Consider the following 19,358-nt stretch of genomic DNA (forward strand, 5'->3'; position numbering starts at 1 on the left):
TCATTCTCTATAAAGTCATGTATAAATTTATTTTTAAGATTGAAATTTTAATAGTAATTTTCTTCTCGATATTCATTTTTCCATAATTTCTTCTATTTCAACAGGTCCACTACATACGCGTTTTTTTCATCTAGCGGTCTGTTACTAGTTTGAACTTTGCGTGTCATACATAATCAACGCTATAAAATCATATTTAGTAACAATGGACAAAAAAGATTTGGAGGCTATATCGATGGATGAAAACTATGATAAACAGAGGCAACCTTTACTAGGGAAAGACTTTAACGAAGATGGAGAACGTAATGAACAAGCTATTCTTCACTCTCAAACAGTTGGTTCACGTGGACCTGTTCTAGAGCAAGATAGTGTGCTTCACGAGTCGTTACAAGAATTTATTCACGAAAAAATTTTAGAAAGACCTGTTCATGTAAAAGGATTTGGTGCGTTCGGTTATTTTCAAACGATCTATCCAATGTCTGAACATACTAGACTACATTTTTTACAACATTCTAATGAGAAAGTTCCTGTTATGGTGCGGTTTTCATTAGCTGTCAGTACGAAAGGAACACCTGATACTTCTAGAAATGTACGCGGTTTCGCTACAAAATTTTATACAAATGAAGGCATTTTCGATCTTCTATGTAATCACATTCCTGTCTTTTCTGTTCGTGATCCGATGCGTTTCCCAGAAACGATTCAAGCATTGTTACCTTCACCTAAAAATAACTTAATAGACCCTAATCGATTTTGGAACTTTGTCGCTAGAGCACCCGAATCCATTCATTTCGTTGTCCATTTATACTCTGATGCTGGTACAGCCAAAAGTCTTCGCCACATTCCAGGGCATAGTGTAAATACATATGTTTGGAGAAATGCTGAAGGTAATCGAAAGTATGTAAAGTATCATTGGTACCCATTTGAAGGTGTACAATTCATTACTAGTGAGGAAGCAAATAAACTCGCTGCCGAAAATCCTGATTATAGCGGGAAAGATTTATATGATGCAATTGCAAATGGTAAGCTAGTGGAATATGGTTTATATGTACAGCTCATGGATCCGAAAGATGAAGCATATCTTACTTATGACCCTTTAGATGATACAAAAGTATGGGATGAAAAAGCGTATCCTCTCATACCAGTCGGCAAAATGGTATTAAATAAAAATCCTGAAAATTATATGGAGCAAGTAGAAAAAGTCGCCTTCTCCCCTTCTAATTTACTGGACGGCGCCGAATTATCAGATGATAAAATGTTGCAAGGACGTGCGAACATTTATAGTGATTCACAAAGAAGAAGAATTGGTCCTGAATTTCGTAAGTTAACAATTAACCAGCAACAAAATTGGACACCCGCTAATCAAATAACAAGCGGTGACGGAAGGTACGTTGAAGGTAAACTTGAGAGAACTTCTATAACGAAACAAGATGACTTTACGCAGGCTGGTGAATTTTATACGAATTTACAACCGATAGAAAAAGAACATCTTGCTGAAAACTTAGCTCGTGATTTGAAAGTTATATCCGATGATATTAGAAAGGTCGTTTTAGGGTATTTTCATAAAGTGTCTGCTGATTTGGTGAAGAGGATTGAAAGTGCGATGCAAAAGCTTTAAGTATATAAAAAAAACGTCATTTTTAAAATAAAAAATGACGTTTTTTATGGCGAAATTACTAGGAATTTCTACCGCTTCATTTACAATTATTAACGAAATTTTTCTCCTTCAAAATTTCCGTTATTTCATTTTAGATTATGGTACTCATTTCTCTTTTTCAAATAATCTTTTTCACATTGTAACGGCTTGAATTTCACTTTTTTCCCTTTCTTCTTTTTCGTTTCTATAACGATCCATTCCCCTTTTTCACCATCTAGCTTTAAGTGTTTCATTACATTGATATTATCTTTTTCTTTATAAAGAAAAAATGCTTCTTGCACTGCCACAAATAAACTAGGCTGCTCTCTAAATCCACCACTATCATAAATTTTAGTTAACGAATTATAATAAGAATCATTTTCTCTTCCGCCATACATTAAATGTGCAGCATCCAGGTCTCTTTGGCTAACTTCCCAAAAACTGTGTTCATCAATATTTAAATCAAACGTAGATTGAATGTCCCTCATAATGTTTTTCACATACTTCTCATCACGAATTTTCCTTTTTTCAAGACAATCAGAAGATAATTCTGGCGCATCCGTTTGAGAATGTACAACGTGTTGAATAGATACACATAATACAAATACGCTTAAAATGTACAATATTTTTTTCATACTTACGTTTCACCTCAAATAATTTATATACTATATTATTTGAGGTTTACAATATTCTTATGCTAACAATGTGAAAGGCCCTATAAATTGGACTTTTATAGGGCCTTTCATATTAAAATTGCTTTATCAAATTCACCGGTGAAGCAATTACCTTACTACTTTTCACATCAAATAGTCCTATTGGCGTTACCCTTATAAATGGCAAGTGCGTAGCAGAAAAGAACAAAATGGTAAATGCCGGATCGTCATACGCGTAGCCACGCTCTTGTAATAATTTCACCATCTGTTTCTCTTTCTGTATTAATTCACTCATTTTTAAATTAGACATAATCCCGAGCAATGGTAATGCTATTTCGTGTAATACGTCATTTTTTTCAGCTATTACCATTCCCCCGCCAATCTTTTTTACTCTATGAAAAGCTGTAAGCATATCTTCTTTACTCTTTCCAATAAGAATGATGTCTCCCGTACCAGAATAAGAGCTAGCAAGCCCACCTAGTTCTTTCGCAAAACCTTTCACAACTGTATTCACTCGCCAACTGCCATCCCGAGCAATCATCATAAGGAAACATTCATCATGATCTGTGGACAATTCATCACAGTCTATGTTTATTTCACTAGTATATGGTTTTGTTATAACGTTATTTAATAAGTGTATACCTGTTTTATTAGGGAAAATCATATCCTCTTTTTCTATGGACCAATCTAATGATAATGAAGTTACTTTACATTTACTCCAGTCTATATGTAATGATTCATGTGTATTTACACCGTCACGCTTCACCCATTGCCCCTTTGCAATTACGCTTATTGGAACCGGGTTTTCTTTACTTTCCAAAATATTAATATTAGCTATTCTACCTGTCGCAATTGAACCATGTAGATATTCCATATTATAATAACGAGCGATATTATAGCTTGCCATATGATAAGCATCTATTATTGGCACTCCTTGTTTTATCGCGGTAGCTATCATTACGTTTGTCATTCCATTTTCATAAAACGAAGGATGTGAGCCGTCTGTAGTAAGAATGAATCTATCAAACTGCTTTACTCCTAGTTCCAACAATTCTTTCAGTAACACTTCTAAATCTGGACGAATTGAAGAATTTCTTAGGGAAACCGTGTAACCTTGCATAAGACGAGTGAGAGCTTCCTGCCCTGTCATCGCTTCATGATCACAATCTGTACCTAACAGTTTTAATTTCGCTAACGTTGCTTCAGATGCTCCTGGAAAATGCCCTTCCACTTTTTTATGTAATCGTTTTGTTTCCTGCACCCACTGTAACATTTCATCATCGCCATGTAATAACTTTGGCCACGCTGTTAGCTCGCCACCTTGAAGAACTGCTTCATGCTTAAGCCACTCTATTATTTCTTCACTATTAAACAAAGATTCCCCGTCTTGCAATTCAGTCTGACCATCAAAACGGCACCACCAATACATACTTGCTGGAATCTTTTCAAACTCATCTAATAAACGAAATGCGTCTTCACGTTGTAATGTGAAAAATAAAGTTAAATTATCATTAATAAATGTCGTCGTTCCAAATTGCATCGCATAATTTGCCAAAGTCTCCGGATTATATAATTGATATGGATGTGCATGCGGTTCTATGTAACTAGGAACTACATACTTTCCATCACAATCAATGACTTCACATTCATGTAGTGGTGCTGGCAATTTTTCTCCTACATATACAATGCGATCATCATAGATCCAAATATTCGCTTGCATCCACTCACGCATATAGGAATTTAAGTATGTTGCATTCTTTAATAACATGTGCGGGCTTCTTGTACCGTCTATTATTTCAACATGTTCTCGTAATTGTTCGTTACTCCATCTAAACTGATTTTGTCCCAATGTATTTCACTCCAAATCAATTTACTTTTATTTATTAAAACAAAAACAATTAACATACTAAAGTATTTTACATTCATAACTTCCCTGTATACCCCCTATACCTTTCATTATATGTAATACTCACAAAAATAACAATTTTCGAAATAAAACACACCTCTTTGCCCCACAATAAAAAGGATGTCATGCAACTGACATCCTTTTTTATACTAAACTATACGATTGGATTACACTTGATGTCATACTATGCCATGCTACAATTGTCCTTTAAAGCAGGATTTTCGCTTTCCTTTCATCTATTTCTTAAATTCAATTTGCATCATTTTATTAAACTGTGTAAAAATATCCATCGCACCTAAAGAGTTAATATTGGCAGCTAATGTATGTTTGCCTCCCATTACTCCGCCAACAAAAGTTGTAAATCCAGGAATTGCCCCTCCGTGACCCCAGACTGAAACACCGTTTGGAAGCTTAGTCTCATAGATCCCAAGGCCATATCCATCACCAAGACCTTTTCCTTCTATAGGAACGGTAGTAAGCATTTCTTTCAGCTCACGTTCTTTCAGTAACTTACCACCGAGTAAAGATGAAAAGAACTTATTTAAATCGTCCGCATTAGAAATCATATCTCCAGCTGCGTTTGCTAAACTCGGATTATAATACGTCATGTCTTTCAACTCACTTGTTTCGTCAATTTTCATATACCCACGAGCATGATTCTTACCTGGAATAACGGGTGAATTCCCTAGTAAAAACGTATTTGACAGATCCAAAGGCTCAATAATTCGCTTTTCAATTTCTTCCGCATAACTATTACCAGTAATTTTTTCAATAAGCATTCCTAGTATGACGTATCCTGTATTTGAATACAACCATCCCTTACCTGGCGAAAAATCTGGAGGCAGAGAAAGGCCTATTTTCACTATTTCTTCTGCTGTATACGTTTTTTTCGAATTCATTATGTCAGCGTCTTTTGACTTTAAATATTCAGCTATGCCACTCGAATGATTCAAAAGTTGACGTATCGTAATTTGATTGCCATCATACCCGTTTCCTTGGATGAGACCCGGTAGCCACTTTTCAATTGGATCGTCAAGTTGTACACGATTTTCTCCTACTAATTGAAGTACAGTCGTAGCAGTAAAAGTCTTCGTCACACTACCGATCCGAAAGCGATAATCCGATTTCATCGGTTTCTTACTATTTAAATCTGCGACTCCAGCAGTATAACTACTAATCTTTCCATTGTTAGACGTCTTAGCTAATATTCCTGGCGTTCCAAGCTGTACTGTTTCCTGCATTACTTGTTTCCAACCATTTCGATTCTTTTGACCATACGCTTCTGACGGACTAGAAATATTTTGATTAGACTCTGCTTTCACAGTAAAACCTGGTGTGAATAAAGTAGTACCCGCTAATAAGACTGCCAAACTCGCTAACTTAATTGAAGAACATTTTTTCATAAGGCTTTCTCTCCTCTATTCATATCGTATTGATTCAAGCTATACCTTCATCCTATATGATAAACCTCTCTTTTTTCTTATCCATTCCTTACGAAATACTTACTTTCAAAATTAGACGACCAGATGGGAAAAAATAATGTATGAAAATAAAAAAAGAACGTGTTTTCAATTTATCAAAACACGTTCTCTTACATATTTAAAGCCCTATATCAACTTTTTAGTTCATTCACTTTTACCATCCTGCACTAGCGTTCATGCCATTTCCGATAATAGTAAGTAGTAATGGCCACAGCACTGGTGCTAACGTAAGAAATAGATTAAGCAGTATAAGTATTCTATATCTCCCAGGGATATTATAATTTTTACGATTAACAAATACTACAAAAACTAATAATATTATGGTCGTTACAAATAAAAGTAATACTAACAACCAATACCAAACCATTAAACTGAGACTCCATGGCTGTAATAGCTCGTGTACAATACCAAATGTGATTCCTAATACTGCAAAACTAAAGGTAGTAATTGTTGCTTTGACAAACAATTTACTTAATTTTTTATCGTATGTATACTTACAATATAAATCTATTAACGTGTATAAAGATAAAAAGGCCATTAATACACCTATCCAAGACAATAACCAGTCTCCGCCTCCTCTAACTAACATAAACAGAAACCAACACATCCCTGCTGTAGAAAAAATAAAGGAAAGGAGTATGTTTTTCAATACCGGTTTCATTCTATTTTCACACCCTTACAAAAATTTAAATATAAATTATATTTTTTTATTTACATGATACCCGTAATTGATTCATCACTTTTTCATTCTATATTGATGAAGTGAAGATAACCTCAAAAAAAATTCAACGAGCAATACTCTACTAAGGCTACCTTTTTCCATTGGTAGAGATATAAAGTGAAACTTTAATCAGTGGGGGTTTTCTCCATCCCCCACTGATTATTAGCCCTCACCAATCGGACTTTTATGGGCAGTTGATCCCCCACCTAAATTCTTTGCTTTCGCTGCATTTTGAGGTGGGGGTCTTACTGCCCATTAAAGCGGGATAAAAAAGTAAGTATACATTACCATGTAATTAAATATAAGTAAATGAAATTAATTTACAGTTCATTTCATTTACTTATATTAATGTCACGCTTTCCCGTCTCGCTCTATCCATCGTACAGTCTTCTCTACATCTAACTCCGTATACGTCTTGTCTCCATATCGGACAGACTCATATATCGGAATAATATCTCGCGTTCTACAAATTCTGCTTAACCATTGTTGCATCGTTTCATAGGACCTTCGCTGTTCGTGAAATGGTAAAGTTCTTTCCCATTCAACTAACGTTTTCCTTATCGTATCTTTAGGCAACGGCTGTTCAAACTGATGCATCACTTTCTTATTCTTTTCGGTTCTATCCGTATTTTCTTTTGTTATCGATTGTTTATCCTGTTCTATTTCTGATTTCTTTACCTTTTTCCTCATTAATTTATAAAAAACATATAAAATGACCACTGCAATAATTACATAAAAAACGACACTAATCCATGAATTTGAAAGAACAGAAAACACATCAGTCCATGAATTTTTTCGTACAAAAAGTGGAATTTTCCTATCTATTTTTGTTCTTGTATCTACAACTCCTGTTTCTTCATCTATAATTCTTTCAGGTTCATCAAACTGTGCGTCTACAGTAGTAAAATCATAATTTCTTTCCGATATTGTCACCGTCTTACTAGAAAAAAGCCCTTTTACTATGTCTTGTACATGCACAACACCTTGTGATAACGTTATCGCACTAACCGTAAAGAAAAGTATCATGAAAACTCTAATACTCCAAATCTTCACCTTCATATGTCGCTCTTTATTAGCCATGACATAAACCCCTTCTTATTCTTTAATTACGACCCATTTATTCGTTCTGGTGTATTTCCTTGGAGAAGTACCAAGAATTAAAGGAACTGCATCCAATTCTTTACGACGAAAACCTGCTGTGTAAAAATAAGTAGAAGATACAGGAGTATCTAGGTCCGATATTGAGGCAAGTACTTTTAATACATTTTGCAAATGTTTCCGGTTATGACCGTTCTTTATATGCAACAATCCATTATCTTTTACGCTATTGATCCAAACTTCAAATGAACAGTTTTGCATAAGCAGCTGTTTACATATGCCTGCCGTTAATTCAATAAGTTCCTCTGTATCATTTCTCAAAGAAATACCGCTTTTATTTTGCAAGTTGAGATATATCGCATATTTATCTGATTGTGTTCGCTCGTACTTTTTCGCGGTTATCGTCCCTGTTTTCGCTGTCGCACTCCAGTGGATAGAACGAAAATCTTCATTTTCATACGACTTCACTCCCATTACTTTCGTTTCATCATATAAGGGTGATGACATCGCTTTTCGAAATCCTCGTGACCATTCTTGTAATTCAGGCACTTGTATTTTCGGCACGGCTGGTAAAACTAAATAGGAGGGCGTATCAACTTGTTTATATGTTATATGGTTCGTTATGAATCCAAAGAGATCAGTAATGACAATTTCAACTTCTTCCCATTTCGCAATTCCTCTTTTTACAGCTACAGCTTGCAAATCAAATGAAACTGACTCTCCACCTTTTAAATGTAAATTCATATAATAATTTGAACCTGTATTCGTATTTTTGTTTATTTCATCATGATTCCAAGTTAGCTTATTTTCACATTTAAATCGAAATACGATATTGAAAATAGGGAATAACGACTTGTTTGAAATTTTTATTTTGCACATATTCGTTTCACCTATAAAAACATTTGCATTCCCTTGACTGTATTCCCATTCAACACGAGATACTTTACGAATGTATACATGCATCGCACCTATTAAAATTACATACAAAAATACGAGAGATAAAAACAGTAGATTACTTGAAAATACACATAAAATAACGGCTACAACTGACATAACTCCCATTACGAAAGGCTCCGCTAAAGGTGTATACACAAGTTGTTGATTCATCGTACATTCTCCACTGGCACACTAATCGCACCAAGAATTTCTTTCATGATTTGTTCTTTCGTCGTTTTCATCTCCCCCTCAATCGTTAACGTTAAACGATGAGCGCAAACAGATGTAGCAAGCGTCTTTATATCATCTGGCGTACAATAATCTCTTTCATTTAATATTGCCCGTGCTTGAATCGCTCTCATAAATGCCAACGTCCCCCGCGGGCTTACACCAATTTCAATTAACTCATGTTTACGCGTTGCCTCAATAATTTCAAGTAGATAATCTTGCACATCATTCCCTACTAACACTTCTCTTGCTCGTTTTTGCACTGTAATAATTTCTTCAGTTGAAATAATTGAATGTAACGTTTCTAACGGATCATTCATTTGAAAACGATTCATCATCTCCTTTTCTGCTTCTCTCGTAGGATAACCTTGCCGAATCGTAAGTAAAAATCGGTCTAATTGAGCATCAGGTAAAGGAAATGTACCGGCCGATTCAAGAGGATTTTGCGTTGCAATTACTAAAAAAGGTTCTGGTAATGAATGTGTCTGTTTCGCAATCGTAACAGTACGTTCTTCCATCACTTCCAATAACGAAGATTGCGTTCTCGGTACAGCTCGATTAATTTCATCGACTACTACTATATTTGCAAAAATAGGACCTAACCTCGTTTTAAATTCCGATTCCTTCACATCAAAATATTCGAGACCAATAACATCTCCAGGCAAAGTATCCGCTGTGAATTGAATTCTTTGAAATTTAGCGTCTACACTTTTAGCCAAACTTTTCGCTAATGTTGTTTTCCCCGTCCCAGGTACATCCTCCAATAAAATATGCCCTCTTGCTATAAGGGCTATAGCTGCAAGTTCAATCGCTTCATCCTTCCCTATAATAACCTTCGAAATATTGTTCGTAATTTTCTTTAATGTACTCATATATTAACCTACCACCTTTAAATTTTCTAAAAATTAAGAATATTCACTTTCCAAATTATAACATATGACACTAAGTTGAAACAGAGCAACAAGCAAACTTATATTTTTACTTTACTTCACGTAAAAAAAGCACCTATTGTCCTCTGTTGACAATGAAGTGCTTAACTCGCGTGATTTTCATATTGGGCATTTGACACCTTATATACATTCATTATTTTACTATTTCACCCCAAATATCAACATCATATTCATTTAAAATCGCTTTAATTTTGTCCTTCTCAAATACTACTAAATAATTATACGGTAAGGTTAGCACTTGAATAATTTCAGGTTTCATTTTTAATAATTGGTAGGCGTATATGATTTCCAATTCTCCTGATACTTCTTCATTGATAGGACCTATATACCAACCTGAATCACCTTCATCACAACCACTAGATCTTTGTAAATACACCTCTTCTTGTTGCAACACATTTTTCGCTATCACAATCTTATCGTTAAATTTTATTAATTGTCCCTCTATTTATATTCTCCTTCCATTTAACTAGTAACGCTTTATATAATCGTTCAGAACGTTTCTCGATCTTATTATTGGCATTTCCCATAAATTCAAAAATTCGGCTTTGAACAATTTGATTTTTTTTAATTTCCGATAGTTCGTGAGCCTCCACTTTATTAAACGAATTTGGCAATGGGTATTCAAAACAATGCCCCTTCCATAACTCTAATTTATCATCAATAAAGTCTTGCATATAATAATCTGTTACGAAAGTATCGAAAGAACGACCTAAAAAACTTTGTAGTGACATTAATGTTAAATCCCAATAATCTCTAGTTGCAATAGCACGCCCAACGTTTAATCCTTTAGGCAATAATGTCATATTTCCTATTGTATGTGTCACTGTAGCAAAACGCATAACATCGGGATCATTATTGATATTTTCATAATGATTAAACACTTTTTCAGACAATAACCATTCATACCTTAACAGCTTTAAGGCATTTTTTTTAATTGATTTAGGCTTCACACCACGATTATTACAGAATGCATTAAAATCATTTTTCCAAAATGACTTATCACTTGATAGCAATAAAAGCCGGTACGTTTGATAAAAAGAATTCATAGTATCTAAATCTAAATTGTTCAAGTTTTTATTTGCATATATTTTAGAATATATCTCTAAAACAAGATCACATCTATCACAGTCAAATTTTTCTTTTACTCCGTATAAAATTCTTTCTTGATAATCTTTTTTGTACAAAATAATTTTTTTTACAGGATGTAATTCTTTTTGCACTTCAAATGATGGTGAAATATTTTTAAAATCAAAGTAAATTACTTCATTTTTATCTAATTCAATAAAATCCGCCAATCTCAATTCAACAGCCTTCTTTCCCTCTACTTTTTAGTAACTATACGCCTTTTTTTCAACGCCTGCATTGTTTTCAATTAACTAGTAAAATGTATTCTAACATTACATATGATGACAACCATTTCAATTTGTTCGTTATAGAACTTCCTCTACATCGACACTCTCTATCTTCACTTCATACATATTTGGGATATTTACTTCTTTTGGTACCCATGCATAATAGTCTTGATCATTCTCTAAAATAAATTGAATTAACTTTGTTTCTGATCCATTCCAGAAATTTTTATGATTATCAATGTAGTCTTCTAAATCTTCTTTATAGTCCAATTGTAATATGTAACCTCTTACCGTCAGGGCAAACACAATTAAACTTCCTAATAAATCCTTTTGCTCATTTTCTTCTTCATACTCTTGTGGTAAAAACCACACTTGACCTATTCCTATTGTTTTTTTGTATTTCTCATAAAAACTACTATCATCCATTTTCTCATAATCATGTATTAATTCATTGACCAATGAATGCCATTGTGGCGGAATAATATTTTCCAATGCAGGATTATTTTCAATTCCTTCTACTATATCCTCGATTTCTTCTGTCTCATCTTCATAGTGATATTCACTTAGGTCTATATGCTTAAATTTCATTTCATTTTTGTAATGCGCCAAATCATATGGATAATGGTTATTATCTTTTAAACTTGTATCATCAAGTTCGAGTATCTTTATTAGTGCAGCTGTCTCAAAGCTCCAGTACCCTACATATCCAGGTTCTTTATGTGCATTTTTCCATTCATAATCATAATGGCCTTTAAACCATTCTTTCTCCATATACGTTTGTAATCTTTTAGACGCTTCTTTTTTATCTGTTTGTGCAAGTTCTATAATCTCTCTCGTTTTTGCATATGGATTGTCTTTAAAATAAACATTCGTCATCTTTGTATACCCAATATCACTAGCGCAAAATAGGAAATCAATTACTGCGTCGTTCATATTTTTTTTATCAACTATCTTTTTTAATCTTTCTATATTCTTTTTATCCGTTTCTAATAGAATTCCTAAAGAAATCATCCAAATTAGACTTAAATATCCAATTTCCCTACTTCCTGTATTCTCTAAATCATAAATTGCATTATGAAAATCTTCTTCTATTACACTAATATCTTCCCCTAAAGAATACTTTGCCCTAATATCCTCCATCTCATATCTAAAATTGGCTAGATATGTCCCTTCTATAATACTCTTATTATCTTTAGAATATCTCTGAATTCCATTTTTAGTATCTTCTTCTAATCTTTTAATATCTTCTCTATTTTCCTCTATAAACTCTTTATTATATTCAATTCCTTCTCTACATTTTTCTTCTATACATAAAGGATCTCTCATACTATTCAATTCCTCCTAGTGCCTTATATTATGGCCATTCTCCAATTATGTCTCCCTTTGCATCTATTCTAAATGTTTTCACATGTCCACTACTATCGACTTTTGATAGTACTCTTTTTACCTTATCTTGCAGTACAGTAAAGCATTCACTTTTAAATTTCCATTTTATACAAACATAATAACATGTCTATTTCTCTCGAATAAATAAAATATTTATTCGAGAGAAATAAAAAAACCTTAAGATCATTACCTTAAGGCTCATAAATTAAGAAAATATTTTCTCTATTTTTTTGTCATTAATCCTCATAAGTAACGTAGCCTCATCAGTTGCAGGTTCGTAACCACGGATTCCATCGAGATATCATGTGCTTTTTTCTAATATAATTTCAATAATATAATACTAAAAATTTGTATTAACCTTCATTCATAAAGAATACTTTTTACAAATTTATAGCATGTCGATTTATTAAAAGATACTTGTTGCCTAAAGTAGACAATCAAGTATTTTAATTTTCATATATCATGACAAGTAACACGTTAAAACTTACGAGTTTGTACGAGTTCATTCGTTTCATGCCCATTTCATGCGTTTATATTCACTGACATGTAAAATGTCATCTCGCCTAAGCTCGTACTTCATTTTCTGTTCTATCATTGCACACAGTACTCCATAATGGTACAACCATCATGAGGTATGTATTTTTTAATAGCTTATTCTTTTTCTTTCCACTCCAATAATAAGTTCTTTTCTGTTAACTTTCCTTATTTGCTTTTATATCGTTTCAACTTTAAACATTAGATGCTCTTAATTACCTCATTAACAGATTCACTAAACATATCAGGGTCTTCATTTTTTATATCAATCAATAATTCTTTAATACTAATCGTAATTGATGGATCAAATCCCGAAAGTACTTTTCCATATGCTAATCTTACTTGAGGGTGATTAAGAATTCTATAATGTAAAATTTCTACCCATTCTTTAGCTGAGCTAATCGTCTTTGGAAAAGCTTTAGCAATACATACAAGTCCTTCTTCTATATTATTTTTATATAAGCTCTCTATTCCATGAATCAAACCAAACATAACCTCAAATTGCTCAGTCTCATCATCCAAAACTAAACATAAATCTGTAATAACAGAGACGTCGTTGTACTCTATTACTTCCATTAATGACTCATTAAAATCTCGTATCTCATTTTCATTTTCTAATAAACGATTATCGTATAGTCTTTTTAGATGACTCTTAATATCCAAAGGTAATCATCCTTTCCATGTTTTATTTATCAAATAAATGCGGATACAGCTCTTTGTTTCTTTTAATAACTTCTCTTAAACCTTCTCTTATCTCAGCAGTATATAAACCATCTTTTATATAAATTCTTCGAACATCCAAAATATCATGAGCTAAGGCATCACGAAAGCTAAGGTTTAAATACGCCTTCGATTTTTCTCCTGATAGACCATATGTATTTGTTTCAAGATGTCTCCCACCGGTTCCAGGATGAGGTTGTTCCATATTCATACTCACACCATCATTCCTTTTTATACCAGCTTGTTTCATTTTCTCTGCAGAAGGCATATGATGTGGAGTAATATTATCAAAAGCAGTTCCTTGTTTCACCAGTTGTTTATAGGTTCCAACTTTTCCTTCATTAATCAATAGAGCTGTATCCGTACCCTTACCACCATCTTTAGACTTCGCAAACTTATAATAAGCTTCTATTAATTCGCCTTGAGGTATTTTGGTTACAATAGTTCCACCAACACTAGAGAATGCATAGGAAGCATTTCTCTTAAATGATTGTAACATTTCAAGGGTAGGCTTCAATTCTTTTGCTAGTTTTACTGCATTAGCAATTGTACTTATTCCACTTGATGTCTTTGCGATATGACCGATTTTATTTAGCGCCTTTAACTTATTTACTTCTCCTACATAATATATATACTCTGAAATACTCTACTTAATTTACAGAACCATTCGTAAACACAAAAATAGTGGCAGTTGGATTCTCCAAACTACCACTATTTTTAACCTCTTAATTCATTAAATTCCGTATAAATTAGTTTTTCAACGTTACTCATGATACACAATGTTTTAATTTGCTTATTATAGAACTTCCTCTACATCGACACTCTCTATCTTCACTTCATACATATTTGGGATATTTACTTCTTTTGGTACCCATGCATAATAATTTTGATCATTCTCTAATATAAATTGAACTAACTTTGTTTCTGAAACATTCCAGAAATTTTTAAGATTATCAATGTAGTCTTCTAAATCTTCTTTATAGTCCAGTTGTAATATATAATCTCTTACCGTCAGGGCAAACACAATTAAACTTCCTAATAGATCCTTTTGCTCATTTTCTTCTTCATACTCTTGTGGTAAGAACCACACTTGACCTATTCCTATCGTTTTTTTGTATTTTTCATAAAAACTACTATCATTCATATTCTCATAGTCATGTATTAATTCATTGACCAATGAATGCCATTTTGGCGGAATAATATTTTCCAATGCAGGATTATGTTCAATTCCTTCTACTATATCCTCGATTTCTTCTGTCTCATCTTCATAGTGATATTCACTTAGGTCTATATGCTTAAATTTCATTTCATTTTTATAATGTGCCAAATCATATGGATAATGATTATTATCTTTTAAACTTATATCATCCAGTTCCAAAATTTTCGCAAGCGCTGCCGTTTCAAAGCTCCAATATCCTACATATCCAGGTTCTTTATGCGCATTTTTCCACTCATAATCATAATGACCTTTAAACCATTCTTTCTCCATGTACGTTTGTAATCTTTTAGATGCTTCTTTTTTATCTATTTGTGCAAGTTCTATAATCTCTCTCGTTTTTGCATATGGATTTTCTTTATAATATCTGTTCGTCATGTTTGTGTATCCAATATCACTAGCGCATAAGAGGAAATCAATTACTGCGTCATTCATATTTTTTGTATCAACTATCTTTTTTAATCTTTCTATATTCTTTTTATCCGTTTCTAACAAAATTCCTAAAGAAATTATCCAAAGCATATATATATAACCCACTTTGCTAGCTCCTGTATGCTCTAAATCATCCATTGCATTATAAAAATATACTTCCATTGTGCTAATGTCTTCTCCTAAAGAATACATTGCTCTAATGTCGTTCATCTCATGTATAAAATTCCTTAAATATCTTCCTTCTATAATACTTATATTATCTTTAGGCTTTCTTTGTATACCATTCTTTTCATCTTCTTCTAAACTTCTAATCTCCTCTCTATTATCTTCAATAAACTTTTTATGGAGTTCTATTCCTTTTTTACATTTTTCTTCTATGCACAATTGATCTCTCATTCTATTTAATTCCTCCTAGCTTCTAAATTATGGCCATTCTCCAATATTGTTTCCTTCTTCATCTAACCTATATGTTTTTACGTTTCCACTACTATCGACTTTTGATAATACTCTTTCAACTTCACTATCTTCCAATGCATTCGCAATCTTTTCTGCTAATACTTCATCTCCATCAACAGCTTTCAATATTCTACTTTTTCCAGTTTCAGAACCGTTCAACCAATCATTTGACATTTGTCGTCCATCTTTAGTTTTCCCCAATTGTGAACTACCAAACTTAGCTTCATCAATAACATATTTAATATTTGAATTTGGATTTGCATTTTCGTATAATCCATCAATTCCTTTTACTATTTTATCATTTATACCTGTTGGTGCACTTTTTCCGACTGGCTTTAAATCAAATCCAGCTTCTTTTAAACTTTGATTATTCAATAAATTGTCACTAGATTTTATTTCACCATAATTCCCTTTTTACTTATTTGTAGCTGTTTTTGCATCAAAATTGTCTACATTTGTATTTTTGTTACTGCTAGGTTTACCGTTAGCCGTACCCTTAATAGGTACTTTAACACAAACTAAAAAATCCACAGTGTAAAAATTTATCACTGTGGATTCCAACATTTATTTTTCTTGGCAATGCACCATATCATAAGGGTAATATGAACTATCTTTCAAGGTTGAATCATCTAATTTTAAAATTTTAGCGATTGCTCCACTTTCAAAACTCCAGTAACCACTATAAATGTCATGTTTATTTTCATGTGCATCGTACCATGCTTCTTCTATATGTCCCTTATACCAATACTCCTTTATATATTTCTCTAAATTTTTTATAGAATTCTCTTGTGAAATTTTATTACTTTCAATTACTTCTTTTAATTTGAAATATGGATATTTTACATAAAACTCACTTTGCTCATCAAAATCTGATGGCTCACTATTTCTAAAAGCAATAAAATAATTAATCAAATAATCATTTAATCCTTCTTTCCTTACCATTGCTATTAGTCTATTAAATTCTTTATCTTCAACATTTAGCATTACTGCTATAGATACCATCCATAACATACGTATATATCCACTTTCTTTATTCCACACTTTTTCCATTATATTTATTACTTCAGGTAAAAAATCACGAATAGTTTGAATAGAACAGCCCGCAGAGTACATTGCCCTTAATTTATTAAAATGATACCCTTGTAACGCTATATATCCATTCTTTACACCTTTATCATCTTTGCCTCTTTCCTCAATAACCTTTTCAACCAATAATAAAAACTTTTCTATTCTCTTTTCCTCATAATTGATAAATTTGTTAAAATATATATCATTTTTGATTTTATCCCTTAGCATAATTTCTTTTCCACCTTTTATACTTCAAGAATTTTCTTCACAATCGTTCCATCTGGCATAACTTGAATAACAATTCTTTGAACATTTTCTGGATTCAACAACATCTCTTCCACAATTTCATCTGCTTTTTCTTTTGACAAAGTACTATCTAACCTTTCACTGCCAAGAATCCAATCTTCACTCATTTGCTTACCATCATTTGTTTTTCCCAATTTGGATGTGTTATACTTAGCCTCCGCTATTACATACTTAGGTGGCGGAGATGAATTTTCATATACACCATCTATTCCCTTAGCAATTTTTTGATCTAATGTTAATACACGATCATCACTAATTCTGGTATATGTTTGACTTTCAAAAAAGTCATCCATTTTCATTTCACCATAATTCCCTTTACGCTTCGTTGTTTTTAAAGCTACTTCGCCACTTTCTACTGATCCTATTACCGTACGTTGTTGTGCTCTAGCTGCTTCTAATGTTTGGGCTACTTTTCCAGTTCAAATTACCCCTCCCACTTAGAATTGGTCTCTTTCACTGAACTGCTAAAAGAAAATTTCCATCTTGAATAAGACAACACTTTCGAACTGTAATCAATCGTAAATAATTTTTTATCATTTTACATTTTATCCTTAAGTTCAAATGAAAAGTTTTTAATAGGAATAAGAAAAAGCTCAATATGACCAAATTAATGGTGTACTGAGCACATTAATCACTTATATAATTACAAAATTTCAAGTCTAGATTAACTCCCACAATAATTAACACTAAGTTTATTATTTATCTTTCAAAAATTTTAAATACTTTCCATCTTCTGCGCTAAAACATCTACCCTTGGATTTCTTATTAGCTATCTCTAAATACTCTCTAGCTTTAGAGAAATCCCCTACCTCATAAGCCACCTTTCCAGCCCAGAGTTCTCGTTCACCTGTATCTCCTCTTTCAGGATCTGCGACAAATATTTTATCAACCCATTTTTTCATCCGTTCAACATCATTTAATACAATAGAGATATCTAAAATCCCCCATATTATTAAAAAGCTCTCATCATAAATCACTTTATCATCAGGGAGCTCTTTCCATGCTTGTTCCAATAAAAAAACTGACTCATCTAAATTACCTTTATCAAACTCTTCATTACTCTTATCCATTAACTCTTGTATATAGACACCATTTTCACCTGCTACATAAGCCATTATTAATCCCCCTAAATTGCATCTTTAATTACATTAAAATATTTGTCATCTTCACTATCAAAGATCGAGTAACCTTCAAGAATATATGCCCTTAACAAATATTCTTTAGATTTGTTAAGGTCTCCTAATTCATACAGACATTCACCCAGACGTAACATAATAAAAGGGTTTCCTATTCCATCAGGACAATTAATTGCATTAAATAAAAAGTCTTTAGAAGCACTAAAATCTCCATTCATATAACACGTGTCACCCAATGCTGTGTAAATCCATGTACTACATTCCCAGTTAAATTTTGGTTTTGGAACTATATCTAAAGCTTCCAAATACTTTTCTATTGCATTCTCATACTCAAACCTATCAACTAAATTATCACCTTGAGAACATATACTTACTATTCTGTCATAAAGTTCATCTTGTAATTCCAATTTAAGCTCCTCCTAATTATTTTGGTGGTACATATGTCTGTCCTAAACTAGCACCTTCAGAACGGTTTTTTACTATAGTGTTCCAAATAATAATTATCTGGATCAAGCATCCAATCTCTTACTTCTTTAGACCTTGGTCCATAATTCCGTCCGACTTCGTTCCACCAAGTAACTGCATCTGTTTTATGTGCCATATCTGCTTCACTTAACGGACGCCATTTATTGTTACTGTCTAAAAATTCAGTTTTACCACGTACTGTTCGTATTTTTGGTGGATCTTCATTTTTCATTCTCTCTATTACTGCTTTACCAGTTCTGGAGTCTTTGCTAGGTGTACTACCCATATATTTCAAACGTTTAGTGCTGCCACTTGGCTCAGGTAAACCCACTTCTTTATTACTTGCGTAACCCCCACCAGGTCGATGCCACCTTCCACTTGCATCTTGAAAATAACCTTTAGACTTCGCAAACTTATAATAAGCTTCTATTAATTCGCCTTGAGGTATTTTGGTTACAATAGTTCCACCAACACTAGAGAATGCATAGGAAGCCTCTCTCTTAAATGATTGTAACATTTCAAGCGTTGGCTTCAATTCTTTTGCTAGTTTTACTGCATTAGCAAATGTACTTACTCCACTTGATGCTTTTACTCCTTTTGTGATATAGCCTACTTTATTTAGTGCCCTATCGCCTAATATTGTGGTAGCTATTTGTGTTAATCCATAGGTAGTCAATTCTGTAC

At 32.9% G+C, this 19,358-nt stretch carries 16 protein-coding genes and 4 pseudogenes; 1 reads left to right on the forward strand and 19 read right to left on the reverse strand.

Annotated features, from left to right (window positions below):
* The first annotated feature begins 202 nt into the window (after window positions 1-202).
* Window positions 203-1,612, forward strand: coding sequence for a catalase (locus KVT31_RS20160; protein WP_140392491.1), 1,410 nt, complete (start codon window positions 203-205; stop codon window positions 1,610-1,612).
* A 125-nt stretch (window positions 1,613-1,737) separates the two neighbouring features.
* On the opposite strand, the gene KVT31_RS20165 is transcribed toward KVT31_RS20160, so the two are convergent.
* The 19 genes and pseudogenes from KVT31_RS20165 to KVT31_RS30385 form a co-directional block, all read right to left on the reverse strand.
* The gene (locus KVT31_RS20165) at window positions 1,738-2,265 is read right to left on the reverse strand and encodes a hypothetical protein (RefSeq protein WP_088096806.1); all 528 of its coding nucleotides are present in this window, start codon (window positions 2,263-2,265) and stop codon (window positions 1,738-1,740) included.
* Window positions 2,266-2,377: 112 nt separating this feature from the next.
* Window positions 2,378-4,132 (reverse strand): adenine deaminase C-terminal domain-containing protein, encoded by a 1,755-nt coding sequence (locus KVT31_RS20170; RefSeq protein WP_088096807.1) that lies wholly within the window; start codon window positions 4,130-4,132, stop codon window positions 2,378-2,380.
* Between the two features lie 293 nt (window positions 4,133-4,425).
* Window positions 4,426-5,592, reverse strand: a complete 1,167-nt coding sequence (locus KVT31_RS20175; RefSeq protein WP_088096808.1) for a serine hydrolase domain-containing protein — start codon at window positions 5,590-5,592, stop codon at window positions 4,426-4,428.
* A gap of 232 nt (window positions 5,593-5,824) precedes the next feature.
* Window positions 5,825-6,331 (reverse strand): DUF3902 family protein, encoded by a 507-nt coding sequence (locus KVT31_RS20180; RefSeq protein WP_088096809.1) that lies wholly within the window; start codon window positions 6,329-6,331, stop codon window positions 5,825-5,827.
* A gap of 411 nt (window positions 6,332-6,742) precedes the next feature.
* Window positions 6,743-7,471: a hypothetical protein gene (locus KVT31_RS20185; RefSeq protein WP_088096810.1), complete on the reverse strand. Its 729-nt coding sequence runs from the start codon at window positions 7,469-7,471 to the stop codon at window positions 6,743-6,745.
* A gap of 15 nt (window positions 7,472-7,486) precedes the next feature.
* On the reverse strand, window positions 7,487-8,596 hold the full coding sequence (locus KVT31_RS20190; RefSeq protein WP_088096811.1) for a DUF58 domain-containing protein: 1,110 nt from the start codon (window positions 8,594-8,596) through the stop codon (window positions 7,487-7,489).
* Complete coding sequence (locus tag KVT31_RS20195) at window positions 8,593-9,525, reverse strand: AAA family ATPase (RefSeq protein ID WP_088096812.1); 933 nt, start codon at window positions 9,523-9,525, stop codon at window positions 8,593-8,595. The genes KVT31_RS20190 and KVT31_RS20195 overlap by 4 nt, the downstream gene beginning before the upstream one ends.
* Before the next feature lie 211 nt (window positions 9,526-9,736).
* Window positions 9,737-10,048: pseudogene (locus tag KVT31_RS20200) on the reverse strand (immunity protein Imm33 domain-containing protein); the annotation flags it as partial.
* Window positions 10,023-10,904 carry a hypothetical protein gene (locus KVT31_RS20205; RefSeq protein ID WP_088096814.1) on the reverse strand — a complete coding sequence of 294 codons (882 nt, stop codon included), beginning with the start codon at window positions 10,902-10,904 and terminating at the stop codon, window positions 10,023-10,025. The gene KVT31_RS20205 and the pseudogene KVT31_RS20200, both read right to left, overlap by 26 nt.
* 129 nt (window positions 10,905-11,033) lie before the next feature.
* Window positions 11,034-12,281 (reverse strand): PoNi-like cognate immunity protein, encoded by a 1,248-nt coding sequence (locus KVT31_RS20210; RefSeq protein WP_088096815.1) that lies wholly within the window; start codon window positions 12,279-12,281, stop codon window positions 11,034-11,036.
* A 795-nt stretch (window positions 12,282-13,076) separates the two neighbouring features.
* A complete protein-coding gene (locus KVT31_RS20215) occupies window positions 13,077-13,538 on the reverse strand; it encodes an Imm30 family immunity protein (RefSeq protein WP_088096816.1) in 462 nt (153 codons plus the stop codon).
* Between the two features lie 418 nt (window positions 13,539-13,956).
* Window positions 13,957-14,196 (reverse strand): annotated as a pseudogene (locus KVT31_RS20225) (T7SS effector LXG polymorphic toxin); the annotation flags it as partial.
* Window positions 14,197-14,391: 195 nt separating this feature from the next.
* A complete protein-coding gene (locus tag KVT31_RS20230; protein WP_088096817.1) occupies window positions 14,392-15,639 on the reverse strand; it encodes a PoNi-like cognate immunity protein in 1,248 nt (415 codons plus the stop codon).
* A gap of 27 nt (window positions 15,640-15,666) precedes the next feature.
* A complete protein-coding gene (locus tag KVT31_RS20235; RefSeq protein ID WP_031312493.1) occupies window positions 15,667-16,074 on the reverse strand; it encodes a hypothetical protein in 408 nt (135 codons plus the stop codon).
* 189 nt (window positions 16,075-16,263) lie between these two features.
* Window positions 16,264-16,995: a PoNe immunity protein domain-containing protein gene (locus KVT31_RS20240; protein ID WP_088096818.1), complete on the reverse strand. Its 732-nt coding sequence runs from the start codon at window positions 16,993-16,995 to the stop codon at window positions 16,264-16,266.
* Window positions 16,996-17,012: 17 nt separating this feature from the next.
* A pseudogene (locus KVT31_RS20245) lies at window positions 17,013-17,486 on the reverse strand (hypothetical protein); the annotation flags it as partial.
* A 282-nt stretch (window positions 17,487-17,768) separates the two neighbouring features.
* The gene (locus KVT31_RS20250; RefSeq protein WP_071711790.1) at window positions 17,769-18,188 is read right to left on the reverse strand and encodes a hypothetical protein; all 420 of its coding nucleotides are present in this window, start codon (window positions 18,186-18,188) and stop codon (window positions 17,769-17,771) included.
* Window positions 18,189-18,199: 11 nt separating this feature from the next.
* Window positions 18,200-18,616 carry a tetratricopeptide repeat protein gene (locus KVT31_RS20255; RefSeq protein WP_088096820.1) on the reverse strand — a complete coding sequence of 139 codons (417 nt, stop codon included), beginning with the start codon at window positions 18,614-18,616 and terminating at the stop codon, window positions 18,200-18,202.
* 16 nt (window positions 18,617-18,632) lie between these two features.
* Window positions 18,633-19,358, reverse strand: a pseudogene (locus KVT31_RS30385) (cytoplasmic protein); the annotation flags it as partial.

It is taken from the genome of Bacillus sp. GbtcB14, assembly GCF_019091205.1.
Classification (GTDB): Bacteria; Bacillota; Bacilli; order Bacillales; family Bacillaceae_G; genus Bacillus_A; species Bacillus_A cereus_AG.